Origin of the sequence: Paraburkholderia caffeinilytica (genome assembly GCF_046030355.1) — a bacterium.
Classification (GTDB): domain Bacteria; phylum Pseudomonadota; class Gammaproteobacteria; order Burkholderiales; family Burkholderiaceae; genus Paraburkholderia; species Paraburkholderia caffeinilytica_B.
In genome coordinates this window covers 54,559-66,718 of record NZ_JAQQCQ010000015.1, presented here as the reverse complement: position 1 = coordinate 66,718, position 12,160 = coordinate 54,559, and the positions used below count along the sequence as shown (strand labels likewise).

Sequence of the window (12,160 nt, the reverse complement as noted above, 5' to 3'; positions counted from 1 at the left end):
CGTTCTCTCCTACACAAACGCCGTCTGGGCCTTACGCACCGGATCGAACCAGATTTCCGTCATGCCCCACCGCTTGCCGGTCTGCTCACCTGCCTCGTTGAAAATCGGCTGCGCTTCCAAGTGCGCGACGATATCGATGGTCAGAAACAGCAGGTGCTTCAACGCAGCATCGTCATAGGCCACAGCCTCGGGATGTTCCTTCGCCATCAGCGCAAAGCGCTCGATCGCGACCGTCGCGCTGGAGGCGTGATAGCTCGTGATGGAACCGGCATGCCCTGTCGTCAGAAGCTTGAGGAAGTCATAGGCTTCGGCGCCGCGCAGCTCGGCCAACAGCACGCGATCCGGGCGCATGCGCATCGTGCTCGCGATCAGATCGGCCGGCGTGACGCGCGCCTGGCCGTGACCGCCCTTGCTGTAAAGCAGGTGCACACAGTTTTCGATGTGCGGGATAAATAGCTCGCGGACATCTTCGATCGTCACGATCCGCTCGGTCGGCGGGATCGACCGGCACAGGGTTTTCATGAAGCTGGTCTTGCCCGAACCCGTACTGCCGACGATTACGATGTTCAACCGTGCGGTGACCGCCCCCTCAAAAAAAGCCCCCAAATCCCGTGCATCCAGGCACTGGATGAGTTTGCGATCTTCGGGGTTCAACACCAGCAACACCGCATCGAGTCCATCCGGGCGGTGCCATGCCGTCTCATCGAACAACCCCTCGTCGCGGTACGCGTCGAGGGTCTTCTCACGCGCGGACGGCCGACGGATCGTGATCGAGACCGTGCGAGGCGGCACAACCGGCGGTATTACGATCTGAATGCGCGCGTCACCCGGCAGAAGCGCCGAGAGCACGGGATGCTGCGCCGACACCTCCTGGTTCGTCAGCGTGGCCACCGCCACGGCGAACGACATCAGGCGTTCGAAGTCGAGATCGGGGTAGTCGTGGCTGTGCCAGCCACGATGTGTCTCGGTCAGCACGCGCTGCGCCCGGTTGATGACCAGTTCGGTCACATCCGCGTCGTCGAGCAGCGGCGCGAACGGCCGCATCAACTCCCGCACCGACGCATCGTCGGGCAAGCGCGCCAGTATGGCGTCAACTGCCTGGTCCGGTCTGTCCGTACGGGCTTTCATGGTGCGGACTCCGGCTGCAGCGCATAGACCGACCCGAAATCCAGATCGCGCGCGATCACGATCGTAAACTCCGCGCCCTGGTTCTGCGTCAGCGTCGGCGGAATGTTGATCGTACTGTCGAGCACGCGCGTGGCCATGTCATTGCCCTGCTGCTGCGTGTTCGCGTAGACGACCGACCCGTTGCTGTTCCCGCCGCGCGTGGCGAGATAGCCGATCGCATCCTGGGTGATGCCGAGCATCAGCGCGTCACCAATGCGTTGCCCCCAGTGGTTGTCGATATACCCATTGATACCCATGCGCCCCAACGCATCCGCTGCCGGCGAATCGATCTCGACCGTTACACCGTTGGTAGTGTTGATGCGGGCGGACAACACGAAGACCCGCTTCTGGCCAGGTGAAAGATTCGAGCGATACTGGCTGTTGATCTGCGAACCTCGCTCGATCAGCAACACCCGACCATCATCGGAGTAAACATTCTTCGTCACCGTGCAGGTCGAGATGCCCGCCTCGGTTGAATCAAACGCTGTATCGCCCGCGCAGTCGATCTTGGCGCCCTGCGCGAGCAAGAGACTGCGATTTCCCAGCATCCCGGCGCGCACGCGTGGCGTGGCGCTCGGCGACAGCGCCTGAACCAATGCGCCGCCTGCCTGATCCAGCCTCTGTCCAGACAGCCCAGTTCCGCCGGACACAGCAGCCATGACCGACGACGCAACACCCGAGACCTCGGCCGCCGCAGCGTCCTGACTACCCGCTCCGCCCGCCGCAACGAGCGGCGCATCGTAATAGCTGCGGGATGCCGTAGGGTGGATTGTGCCGACCGGTTCCGGTGCTGCGCGCGGCACCGGAGCCTGTACGGGATGCACAGCCATGCCGCTTGCGACAACTGGCGCGGAGGCGGCGACACCCATCGCTGAGGCGGGACCATCCTTGAACACACGCCCCTGGGTCGACGTATCGGCCACAGCATCGCGGTGCGCCTTCGCATCTGCGTCATGACGCGCAAGGAAACCATGCACGGTCCACACCGCGCCGGCCCCGATCGTGAGAACAATCACAATCGGCGTCAGCCACCAAGCACGCGGGCGAGCGCTGCGGTACTGGCCCAGCGCCGGCATGCCGCGATCCACGAACATCCCTGGCGAATCGGCACCACCCCTTTCCCGGCCGGACTGCGCAGGATCCGACGGGCCATCGGGCTCAATCGTATTGCGAGGCGTATCGTCATTCATCGCCATGACTCCGCAAGGCGCGCTTGACGCCGCTGACAGTCGTGCCGTCATGGGGCGGGACGCCATCCATGTCGTAAGCGTCGTTCCAAATTCCGACGACTTCGTTCCCCAGTCGCAGCACGAAGCGCTTCGCAACCTCATGTACGACGATCGTGTCGCCCTGCACGTGTTTGTCCACAACGCTCTCCGTACCGTCATCGGCCACCCGGAAGATCGCCGGCATCCGCCGGTTGTTTGGAATGCGCAGATAGGTAAACCGCCCGTCATCCCACGCAATCGTTGGCGCAATGTCGTCCGAATGCGGCATCGCCTCCATCGAGTAGTCGGTGTTGCGCACCAAGGGCGGCTGTGCGAGACGTTGCTCAACCAGCGCAGCATCCGTGCTCGCGCGAGCCTGCGCGTTCACGTCGTCTGGATAGATGAAGGTCACGCGGTACATCACGTCGTGGTTGCCAAACTTCGCCTTGAGCGGCAGTACCACCAGATCTAAGCTGTAGCTGCGTCGGTCGGTACGGACCTCCAGATTCGAATCGTGTGCAGCGAGCTGTGGCTTCAGGTACACGTCGTGGTCGCCCTTGTTCGCCACTACCTGCCAGCCATCCCGGTCACCGGGTGCCACTACCTGAATCTTTTCGTGCGGGTCGAGCGCGATATGCGTGGCAAAGCCCCGTTGAGCCTGAATGCACACGACTTCATCCGCGCGATACACCACCTGTCGCACACGCGAATCGTGGGACCAGCCGGGTAAGTCGAAAGCGCGCACGGTGCAACTGATTAGCAGCCCCGCCAGCACCACCCAAGGAGGAAGTGCTTTCATGGTGTGCCTCCCGCCGTCGAGGCCGGAGCTAGAGGGGCAGCCGGCGGCGTATATTCGGGATCACGGCTGTAGGCTGTCACCTTGAAACCGAACGGATTGGCGATCGCGACGCTCTCGCGTGTGAAAACGGATGGCCGGTAGATGTAGGCGAGCGTGATCACGAAGCGTTGCGTCGATTCCGCGTTCGCCACCCCGTTCCTGAACGACGTGCGCTCAATGTGCACGACAGCGTGTCCGGGTTCGTCAGGCGGCAGGGTGGTCGAGAGAATGCGGACGCGCCGCTCGGTGCCCGGCCCCAGTTGCCGGTCTAGTGCGTCCGGACCGCCATAGATGCCGCGATAATCGCGCGCGACCACGTCATCGCTCATTACGACCACGTTGTCATAATCCATCTGCAGCAGCCCCCAGTCGTACCGCTCGCGCGAACGCACATAAGCCTCGACCCAGTGCTTGTCCTGGATATCCTTCGTGTGTACGTGGCGGGCATCGAGTACGTCGATCACCTGGGATTCGCCGGTCAGCCGATCGACCTCAATCGGCAGCGGCACGACACGATAGAACGGCACCATCATCGCAAGCGCCGTGGCACTCAGTACGGCGACGCCGACCGCCGCATAGGCGACATGCCATGCGCGCCGCTCGGATCGCTCCTGGAGGTGGGTCAGTGATGCCTCGATATCGAGCACGCGGCCAAAGTCGTGCGGCTCGCTCATGATTGGGCTCCGGCGCCCGACGATGCAGGCAGACCCAGGGAAACCGGCGCTGCAGGTGCCGGCACCTCAGATGTCGGCACTTCGGGTACCGGCAGAATGCGGTTGACCGGTACTCGGTGCAGACCATCCGGCAACACGGGTTTCGGCGGCCCGCTGCTGCAGGCGGCCAGACTCCAGGCTAAGCACCCCGCGAGGACGATGGAGGCAAGCGCAGACATGGCATCCTCCTCAGTTCCCGAACGAAGCCGGCACCATCTGGTCCTGCAATCGGGCCGTGTTGCCTGCCCGGCTCAGCGCCAGTTCACTCTGTTGCTCGACCACGAGCTTGTCCTCGGAATCGGACAACATCCGGAAGAGCTGCAGCTTCGTCATCTCGTTACCAACCGTCGCGGTCTCCGCCTGGATGCGCGCCTGCAACTCGGCCACGCCCTTGGGATCCTGCGTCACGTCGATCTGCTGCATCAGGCTCTGGATCTGGTTCAGTTCCAGCAGTTCGGTCTGGTACGCCTGAAGGCCGAACGCCTTGTCTTGAAACGGCTTGTTGAGCGTGCGCTGGCACACCTGCTGGTCAATGCCGGTCTGGTCCTGGCAGTTGTAGAGCTGGCTCGCCGAGCGCAACGCCTGGGCGCTGCCGGTCAAGCCCGCATAGCCACCGTTCTGGATCGCCGTGTAGACACTCTGCCAGTTCGATGGCAGCGAGTTGGCGACGACCGGACTACTCAGGAGCGCACCGAAGCCTCGCGTGCCGACCGTCGACTGATAGATCTGGATTTCCTGCTGTACTTCCTGCTCGAGCCGGGCAACCGTCGCGATAGCCTGCACCACGTTCTGCGCATCAAACACCGGAATGCCCTGTGCGTGAGCGCCGGAACAGATCGCCGCCCACACCATCACGGCGCCCGTCAATCTGGTTCGTCCTGCCATGGTCATCACCTCACATTTATTCGCTCTGCTGACCCAGGTTTGCGCGCGCTGCGCGCTGGTAAGCGGGCATGAGGCCGTTCGCCGAAGTCCCTCCGCCTGATCCGCTGCTGCTACCACCTGGGCCGGTACGGTCGCGAATCTTTCCGCCAGGCGATGAGCCGCCACCGCTGCGAGAAAACGCCTGCGCGAGTGCGCTGGCCAAACGTCGTGCGGCAAAACCCGCCACGAACGCGCCAAAGCCGGACAGCGTGGCGCCACCGGAAAGTCCCGATGCAACCGACGGCAACTGCCAACCGACCATCGCAAGAAAGACCCCAGTTGCGAGCAGGCCGATCGCTGCAGCGCCCGCCGCGGCATCGTTGAGAGCAGCGGTAATGCCCTGCATCACAGCCGATGCATCTGCGCTGGGGGACGCACTGGTGGCGTTGAGGGGTGCGAGATCGGCAGAAAATGCCGTGAGCGCCATGCCGAGAAAGGCAGCGACGAGCACCTGCAACAAGGCGTAATTGGCGACCTTCGCGGTCCATGCCTCGAAGAAGCGCGCAGTGGGAGCAAACGCCGCGCAGGCAATGAAGATTGGACCAAGCCCGAGCACGAGATCGAGCAGCATCCTCGCCATCGCCACTTCAAAGGCGAGGACGATGAGGAAAATCGAACCGCCGAGTGCGGCGATGATCCCGCACAGAAAATCACCGATAGCGGCGGCGAGTCCGCCGACACTGATCCCCTCGTGCGTCGCCTTGTCGAAGTAGGCGTCCATCACGAGGTCGATCTGCTGGTCGTAGCAGTCGAGCGTCTGGTAGATACTGGCCGCGCTCTGCCCTGTCACGCTGCCGCCATTGACCGACCCGCATCCTGGATTGCCGCCGCCCGACGCATTAGCCGCGTTCTGGATCGTCTGGGCAAGCCCGGAGGTCGCACCATTGATCGCCGTTACGACCCGCTGCTGGTAGATACCGGCGCTCAACGCGAACGCGAGCGTGATGGCGACCTTTAGCCCCCGCCACGCAAACGCGGGGACGGCTTCGTGAGCTTCGCCCCGCACCACTGCCAGACCGTAGGCGACGACCCAAATCGTAACGGCCGTGGTCACGACGGGGACGAGCGCGCTGGACAGGGCCGACGACACGTTCGTGATGTAGGTGGACATACCGTTTTCGAGGGTGCCGCCGACCGCGGTAAAGAGGCCGTTCATCGCACACCTCCCGCCCCTGGACGCACCCCGCCATTCGCCGCGCGCCGCCGTGCAAGCTGCTCGTGGAAAACCGGCAACCAGTCTTCCGGCGCATCGCCCACCTGCGCGCGGATCGTGTCAAGCAGTTCCACGTTGTCGGTCGTGCCCGAAAGCACATCGAGCACATCACCGAGACCGGTCAAATCGAGCCGACCTATGGCCGAGCGATGGCCCTGCTTGACCAGGAACAGGCGGCTGTTCTCGCCAAGGTTGCGCACGATGTTGAATTCGGCTTCGGTCAGCTTGAGGCCACGCACATAGTCGTCGTAATCGGCCCGTGGGTTCGGCAGGAAGAAGAACGTCGCACTCTGCTCGATCAGCGCACTGGCAATCTCGCTGTGCAGTACATCGGTGGGCGATTGCGTGTCGAAAATCCCGAGCCCGTTCTGCTTGCGGATCGTCTTCTGCTTGTTTTTGGCAAAATCAGTGAAGACCGCATCGGAGAGCCGCTTCCAGAACTCTGTCATCACGTAGATGAAGCGCCGGCCGTCGATCAGGCTTTCGGTGAGGTGCAGCAGGTACATCGTGACCGGCGTCGAGACCTCCGCGTCGTCAAGCAACTCGGTATCGTCGAACCCGAACAGACTTGACCGCGCAAGGTCAATACGGTCGGTCGGGTTGTCGAGCACCCAGCCGAGGCGCCCGCCTGCGCACCATTTGGCGAGCCGCGCATGCAGGCTGTTATCGCCCACGTTCGGCAGGAGTTGCCGCACCATCGAAAGCCGCCGCAACGGCTTGTCCATGCGGGCAACTTCCCGCACGGCGCGCGAGATATCGAGTTCGTCCTTCGCGGGTAACGGCGCGCCGAAATCGACGAGTTTACGCACGAGTCGTTCCCAGAAATCGAGCACCGCCTCGTTCGGTTCCATCTGAAACGGGTTCAATCCGGTCGGTTCCCCGCGGCGGAACACGGTGTACGTGCCGCCCATCGCGCGGATCGCGATCTCAGTACCGCGATCTTTGTCGTACAGCACAGCAGTGATGCCATACTTCATCGCCATCGCGAGCAGGAACAGCTCGAGCACCGTCTTTCCCGCACCGGCCTGGCCGATAATCTGGGTGTTGGCGAGCGCCTTCTCGTCGTGGGAGTCCTTCTTGTCGGGCGTGACGTGGAAGTTCAGATATAGTGGCTGGCCGCTCGGCGTTTTGACGATCGTGATCGCCTCGCCCCACGGATTGCCGTCACGCTTGCCGGTCGCAAAGTTGTGCAGGCAGGTCAGACCGCAGAAATTGCGCGACGTGAGCTTGGCCTCACGCGGCCTGTAACACCAGTTGCCCGGCAGTTGCGCGAACCACGCCGCATCCGCAACGAGATCGATGAGCGCCGTCTGGAAACCCGCGTCGGCCAGCTGCGTACGTGCCTTCGCTACACTTTTGGACACTTCATCCAGCGTGTCGCCGAGCACGGCAAGCGAATAGTGGTATTCGCCCAGGACGAAATCGCCGTTGATCAGGTCGTTGAGCGCCCGATCTATCGCCTCTACCTGCGACACTGCAACATCCTCGCCGGCAATCAACTGGTTGCGCTGCCGCTCAAGTGCCTCTTTCGCGCTGGGCTTGTCGAGGATCGTGAAGCTCTGCGTCTCGATGTACTCGAAGTCGCCGTATAACAGGCCGTTGACCATTCCAGGCTCTGTGTCTTCCGGATAGTCCTTCAGGTCAAGCATCGCTGCAAAGCGAGTCGCAGCCGGCATGCGAATCTCGATCTTCTCGGCCCGGACGAACAGGCGCGACGTTGGCAGCGCATCACGGATCGGACCAGCCGGAACCGGCTCGGGCTCCCATACGGCGTTCACCAGATAGCCGAGCAATTCCAGCGCCGACGAATATCGGCGCGAATGTCTGGTATGGCGGCTCTGCCTCGTATAAACGCACAACGCCACCGGATCGTAGGGTTTGAGACTCGATTCGACTTGAGCGGCAAGCTCGGTCATGACCTTCAGCGTGTCGTGCTGGTCGCGCCGGATATCGTCGCGCGTGCGGCGCGCAGCACGGCTGAAGACGCGGCCGAGCTTCGTGCGATTGGGGCGGTAGACGAGCGTCAGGTATAGCTCGTTAGCCATCATCCGGTAGCCGGCGAAGCTCGCGTAATAGCGCGTGGCCAGTTCCTGGCAAAAGCGGTTGCCGTACGACGTCGCGAAGTGATCTGACACGCGCCGGCGCAGGCGATGCGACCAGAGTGCCACATGGCCACCGGGGAGCCCGCGCACAAGTTGATTGAATCCGTCGTGCCGCGCGAGGATGTCCGCAAGATCAGCCGCCTCGAACGCGATTCCGGCGATCTTCCAGATCTGGAGATAGTCGCCTTCGCGCGTCTTGATGACGTGGTCCGTCACGTGCGTCGAGTACGGGATGTAACCGGCAAGCGGGACTTCCCGGTTCGCTACGGCGACGAGTTGGGGCTCAGCAGGCATGTCACGCCCTCCTTTTCAGGCGGACAGGCACGTAGGCGTGCGCCCCCCAGAACCAGCGGTTGCCCTGACGGAGCATCATCCGAAGGCGCAGCGCGTACTGAGCAAAGCGCTGGTCGTCATGGCGCGTGATCACACGCATCGCGACGAACACCGGAATCATCAGGAAGAGGATGGCGACGCCCAACGGAGGACTCGCCAGTAGCGCCCAGATGGCCGGAATCAGCATGCCGCCGCCGACCATCAGGAACGGCACAAGGGGTACGCCCCACAGCATCGCAGGACGAGTGCAGCCCTTGAAGACGGGATCCTTGAGGGAGTTCATGATTCAGCTCTCAGGGATCAGCTTGTCGGAATCAGCATGCCGGCGATCACTGTCGCGCAGCCGACGAAGAGGCCGCCGATGAAGACGTTCGCGATGTCGCCAAACCGGGCGTGCTGGAACATCATCCGGAAACCTGCCCAGATGATGGAAATCGAGCAGATCACACCGCCGACGCCGAGCAGAGTCGTCTGGATCGTGTTCAGTAACGTGTTGACTTGCGAGAGTTGTGCCCACGCCGGCGTCGAAATCAGTAGTGTTGATGTCGATATCGCAAAGTCCTTCGCCAATTGATGCTTCAAGGCGATACGATGCACCCATGAATTTCGCGCATATTCGTTGATTCGTAATCCTAAACACATGATTTACTCCTTTCCGTCAGCTATCTTCCCGCCATGATGTGAATCGCTGGTTAGAACACCACTGCGCTACTGTCCGAATCACCACCCTGCCCATCCGACGATGCGTCGTCTCGATCCGGTCGTAGTGGTCGGCGACCCATCGGACGCGTCCGGACGGAGTTGGCAGATATTCCGGAATCGACGGGCAACACTGGAATCGGTGCGATAGGAGGAACGCTGATCGGAAACGTCAGAACGGGCTGCCGCGCGTTATTCACCACGCGTTGTACGTAACCCGTGCGATAGCCCGTCGAAAAATTGCCGCTCGCATAGCAGGACAGACTTGCCCGAAGCGCCGTCTGGGTGTCAGCTTGTGCACGACGTGCGGACGCGAAGCAGCGTTGCAGGATCGCGGCGCCGACCGCCACATTGCGGCAGGGCTCGAATGCGTTTTGCTCCGTCAACCCGTATGCGATCCAATTGGCGCGGTTCACCTGCGCGAGCCCTACGCTGAAATTCCAGCCGTTGGCCTCGAGTGCGCGCGTTGTGGCAATCGCTTCGACCACATTCGATGGTTGCCGCAGCAGCCGGCCATGCACGACCCCAATCGCGTAGGGGTTGAATCCAGACTCGGTGCGCACAAGCGCCGCCATTGTGGTCCGGGCGATCTGCGGCGCGCACTGTTGCGCGATCGTCATGAAGTCGAGCGGCATTTTCAGTGCCCCCCGCCGAAGCCGTTCTCCTGCCGCCCCATCTGCTGCAGGAAATGCACTGTGAACTGCGTCGGGTCGTACGGTACCTGCGCACTGTCGGAGCCATAGAATTCGATGATTGTCGGGACCCGATCTCTTACGCCCCACCAGACACGGGTATAGAGTTGGTTATCGATGTCGACATCGATCGCCCCGAAAGCGCCGCACAGCAGCTCACTCTGCTCCGCGCCGCTCCAGTACAGCAGGTCTTCACGGCAATAGCCACTGCTCGCGAAGGTGTTGATTGCAATCGTTCCTTGCGAACTGCCAGCACCGAAATCGCAGGTCGGAAACGGATCCCCGTGGCGCAACGCATTCCATAGTGTTTCGATTGGCGGCACGCATTCGCTGTACTGCTCCGGACCGCCTGGATTCGACAGGCACAGAATCACTTGGCAACCCCAGTCGTCAGCATGAGCGATTCCCGAGGCAAACGCGCAAGCGGCAACCAGCACGATAGCAACGAACGACCAGTAACCTGCGGCGTGTCGTGTTAAAGCAGCACGCATGTCAGGCCTCCACGTCGTAGGCAACTTCATCGAGACGCAAGTAACCAGTCAGAGCATCGAAACAAGCCAGCATGGTCTGCCATGCCCTGCGCGCAGTGGGTTCCCTTCCTACGACCTCCCCCACTGGCACCCCCTCCGCTTGTGCCCGCTGGACTGCGACGAAGCGTGGAATATGCAGATATCCGCCAGGCATCCCCGGATCAGCAATTAGCCAGCGGCCGAACTGGGTCTCGACGGCGCTGGCGTTCTCGCGTCCTAGCGATGTTGCTTCCACCATGTTCGGTAGAAGGCCGACGAACTGCAGTGTGGGGTTCAGCGTTGCACGTATCTGCCGTACACCATGCGGGCCATTGATCAGGTCCGCGACGCTGTCAAGCGACTCCCGATTCAGTCGGATCGGACTCAACATTGCGTCGACCGTCGATTCGATGCAAAGGGCGCGCAGATCCGGGAGGGGCGGACTGTCGATCAGGCAGACATCCGCCAGCGGCGCCACTACGAAAAGCAGATGCCGGACATTGGCGTAGTAGCGCGCCCCGTCATCGCCAGGCCCTAGCGTCAACGACGGTACGGTACCCGTCGGCAACACCCAGAGTCCCGGCGCCGCCACATTCCCCCGCTCGGATTGTCTGATCGATTTTTCTCCCCGCAGCACGACAGCCCTACACGCCCGCACCAGCGATGCGGTGCTGCATGGCGGCTCTGCCGCGTCGATAACCAGCACCCGCAGGCGCTGCACCCGATGCAGGTAATGTGCGAACTGGCACAGCATCGCCGTCTTGCCAGAACCACCCTGTTCGGTGGCGATCAGAAGCGTTTTCATGGTCAGTCACTTGCCTCAGGTGAGGCGCCGAACCACCAACTCATATCTGATACGGCGAACAAGAAGCCCGCGGCGCCGTGAGACAAACCGCGGGTCAAAGGGGAATCTCGAGATCCGCTGTGGCAGAAAACAAAAAAAGCCTGCGAATGCAGGCTTTCCTCATATTCCGGTAGTTAGCGCCATTGGCAGATAGGTCAGTACTTCGGGGCCGCTAACGCGTACTCGGTCGCGCAATGCGCGTTGACCGGAACAGATTTTGAGATCAACTTTAGGATGGATTTATCCGTGTCGCAAGGCCCTCTCGGTCGGCCAATTTCTCTCTGAGCTCCAACCGGCTCCAGACCATTCCGAAGCATTCCAAAATATTTCTATGCTCTTTCCTCGTGCAGCAATCGAGCGAGCGCGGCCTTCGCTTGCGTAACCTCGAGCTCGTATCGGCACCAAGGCCGTTGGGGGATTTTCAGACGTCTGCAAATGACTCCACGATCGGCGCGCCATACATACGCCATGCGTAACAATTCGCGGTGGTGCGTTGCAAGCCGATGCCACGCCGCGTCCACGCACGCAGCGTCTGCGGCGTCGCTCCAGGCCTTGTCCGCATTGGCCCAGTTGCGCAGGCGCTCATCGAGCCGGAGCGTGCCGTCAGTCTTGCTCATGGGTCGCCTCCCCTGCGCCGTTGTCGGATGCCAGTGGCGAGCGGTAGCCTGCGGGATCACGCAAAAAATGATCGATGTCACCCGCGCGCCATCCCACGGCGCGCGCACCCAGCCGGATAGGTCGTGGAAATGTTCCGTCCTTGATGCGTTGATAGATCGTCGATCGTGACAGCCCCACTTCACGTTCGACCTGCTTGCGCCGCAGAATCGCAAGCGGATGGCGTATTGTTTCGTTCATGACAAACCCTGTTGTTGTCGCCCGCGAGGTACCGGGCTACAGGGTTCATTCAAGCAATGGGAT

At 62.0% G+C, this 12,160-nt stretch carries 14 protein-coding genes; all 14 read right to left on the bottom strand.

Annotated features, from left to right (window positions below; genetic code table 11):
* Positions 1 to 9 precede the first annotated feature (9 nt).
* A complete protein-coding gene (gene virB11 / locus PQQ95_RS22175; RefSeq protein WP_408440553.1) occupies positions 10 to 1,128 on the bottom strand; it encodes a P-type DNA transfer ATPase VirB11 in 1,119 nt (372 codons plus the stop codon).
* Complete coding sequence (gene virB10 / locus PQQ95_RS22170) at positions 1,125 to 2,357, bottom strand: type IV secretion system protein VirB10 (RefSeq protein ID WP_408440550.1); 1,233 nt, start codon at positions 2,355 to 2,357, stop codon at positions 1,125 to 1,127. The genes virB11 and virB10 overlap by 4 nt, the downstream gene beginning before the upstream one ends.
* Positions 2,350 to 3,174, bottom strand: coding sequence for a TrbG/VirB9 family P-type conjugative transfer protein (locus PQQ95_RS22165; protein ID WP_408440547.1), 825 nt, complete (start codon positions 3,172 to 3,174; stop codon positions 2,350 to 2,352). Before PQQ95_RS22165 ends, virB10 begins: the two co-directional genes overlap by 8 nt.
* Positions 3,171 to 3,887, bottom strand: coding sequence for a VirB8 family type IV secretion system protein (locus tag PQQ95_RS22160; protein ID WP_408440544.1), 717 nt, complete (start codon positions 3,885 to 3,887; stop codon positions 3,171 to 3,173). The genes PQQ95_RS22165 and PQQ95_RS22160 overlap by 4 nt, the downstream gene beginning before the upstream one ends.
* A 228-nt stretch (positions 3,888 to 4,115) precedes the next feature.
* Positions 4,116 to 4,811 (bottom strand): P-type DNA transfer protein VirB5, encoded by a 696-nt coding sequence (gene virB5 / locus PQQ95_RS22155; RefSeq protein ID WP_408363532.1) that lies wholly within the window; start codon positions 4,809 to 4,811, stop codon positions 4,116 to 4,118.
* A gap of 16 nt (positions 4,812 to 4,827) precedes the next feature.
* The gene (locus PQQ95_RS22150) at positions 4,828 to 6,006 is read right to left on the bottom strand and encodes a TrbL/VirB6 family protein (protein ID WP_408440541.1); all 1,179 of its coding nucleotides are present in this window, start codon (positions 6,004 to 6,006) and stop codon (positions 4,828 to 4,830) included.
* Positions 6,003 to 8,459, bottom strand: a complete 2,457-nt coding sequence (locus tag PQQ95_RS22145; RefSeq protein ID WP_408440538.1) for a VirB4 family type IV secretion/conjugal transfer ATPase — start codon at positions 8,457 to 8,459, stop codon at positions 6,003 to 6,005. The genes PQQ95_RS22150 and PQQ95_RS22145 overlap by 4 nt, the downstream gene beginning before the upstream one ends.
* Before the next feature lies 1 nt (position 8,460).
* Entirely contained in the window at positions 8,461 to 8,781 is a 321-nt protein-coding gene (locus PQQ95_RS22140; RefSeq protein WP_408363527.1) for a VirB3 family type IV secretion system protein, read from the bottom strand.
* Between the two features lie 17 nt (positions 8,782 to 8,798).
* Positions 8,799 to 9,140: a TrbC/VirB2 family protein gene (locus tag PQQ95_RS22135; RefSeq protein ID WP_408440665.1), complete on the bottom strand. Its 342-nt coding sequence runs from the start codon at positions 9,138 to 9,140 to the stop codon at positions 8,799 to 8,801.
* 50 nt (positions 9,141 to 9,190) lie between these two features.
* Positions 9,191 to 9,832, bottom strand: coding sequence for a lytic transglycosylase domain-containing protein (locus tag PQQ95_RS22130; protein WP_408440532.1), 642 nt, complete (start codon positions 9,830 to 9,832; stop codon positions 9,191 to 9,193).
* 2 nt (positions 9,833 to 9,834) lie between these two features.
* Positions 9,835 to 10,380 carry a hypothetical protein gene (locus tag PQQ95_RS22125; RefSeq protein ID WP_408440530.1) on the bottom strand — a complete coding sequence of 182 codons (546 nt, stop codon included), beginning with the start codon at positions 10,378 to 10,380 and terminating at the stop codon, positions 9,835 to 9,837.
* Position 10,381: 1 nt separating this feature from the next.
* Positions 10,382 to 11,203 (bottom strand): ParA family protein, encoded by an 822-nt coding sequence (locus PQQ95_RS22120; protein WP_408440527.1) that lies wholly within the window; start codon positions 11,201 to 11,203, stop codon positions 10,382 to 10,384.
* A 368-nt stretch (positions 11,204 to 11,571) separates the two neighbouring features.
* A complete protein-coding gene (locus tag PQQ95_RS22115; RefSeq protein ID WP_408440524.1) occupies positions 11,572 to 11,859 on the bottom strand; it encodes a hypothetical protein in 288 nt (95 codons plus the stop codon).
* A complete protein-coding gene (locus PQQ95_RS22110) occupies positions 11,846 to 12,097 on the bottom strand; it encodes a helix-turn-helix transcriptional regulator (RefSeq protein ID WP_408440522.1) in 252 nt (83 codons plus the stop codon). Before PQQ95_RS22110 ends, PQQ95_RS22115 begins: the two co-directional genes overlap by 14 nt.
* Positions 12,098 to 12,160: the final 63 nt, after the last annotated feature.

Excerpts from the sequence above, each read along its gene's own strand:
- PQQ95_RS22135 (WP_408440665.1), bottom strand. The coding sequence starts at position 9,140 with ATGTGTTTAGGATTACGAATCAACGAATATGCGCGAAATTCATGGGTG.
- PQQ95_RS22120 (WP_408440527.1), bottom strand. The coding sequence starts at position 11,203 with ATGAAAACGCTTCTGATCGCCACCGAACAGGGTGGTTCTGGCAAGACG.
- PQQ95_RS22165 (WP_408440547.1), bottom strand. The coding sequence starts at position 3,174 with ATGAAAGCACTTCCTCCTTGGGTGGTGCTGGCGGGGCTGCTAATCAGT.
- virB11 (WP_408440553.1), bottom strand. The coding sequence starts at position 1,128 with ATGAAAGCCCGTACGGACAGACCGGACCAGGCAGTTGACGCCATACTG.
- PQQ95_RS22160 (WP_408440544.1), bottom strand. The coding sequence starts at position 3,887 with ATGAGCGAGCCGCACGACTTTGGCCGCGTGCTCGATATCGAGGCATCA.
- PQQ95_RS22115 (WP_408440524.1), bottom strand. The coding sequence starts at position 11,859 with ATGAGCAAGACTGACGGCACGCTCCGGCTCGATGAGCGCCTGCGCAAC.
- PQQ95_RS22110 (WP_408440522.1), bottom strand. The coding sequence starts at position 12,097 with ATGAACGAAACAATACGCCATCCGCTTGCGATTCTGCGGCGCAAGCAG.
- virB10 (WP_408440550.1), bottom strand. The coding sequence starts at position 2,357 with ATGAATGACGATACGCCTCGCAATACGATTGAGCCCGATGGCCCGTCG.
- PQQ95_RS22125 (WP_408440530.1), bottom strand. The coding sequence starts at position 10,380 with ATGCGTGCTGCTTTAACACGACACGCCGCAGGTTACTGGTCGTTCGTT.
- PQQ95_RS22130 (WP_408440532.1), bottom strand. The coding sequence starts at position 9,832 with ATGCCGCTCGACTTCATGACGATCGCGCAACAGTGCGCGCCGCAGATC.
- PQQ95_RS22140 (WP_408363527.1), bottom strand. The coding sequence starts at position 8,781 with ATGAACTCCCTCAAGGATCCCGTCTTCAAGGGCTGCACTCGTCCTGCG.
- virB5 (WP_408363532.1), bottom strand. The coding sequence starts at position 4,811 with ATGGCAGGACGAACCAGATTGACGGGCGCCGTGATGGTGTGGGCGGCG.
- PQQ95_RS22150 (WP_408440541.1), bottom strand. The coding sequence starts at position 6,006 with ATGAACGGCCTCTTTACCGCGGTCGGCGGCACCCTCGAAAACGGTATG.
- PQQ95_RS22145 (WP_408440538.1), bottom strand. The coding sequence starts at position 8,459 with ATGCCTGCTGAGCCCCAACTCGTCGCCGTAGCGAACCGGGAAGTCCCG.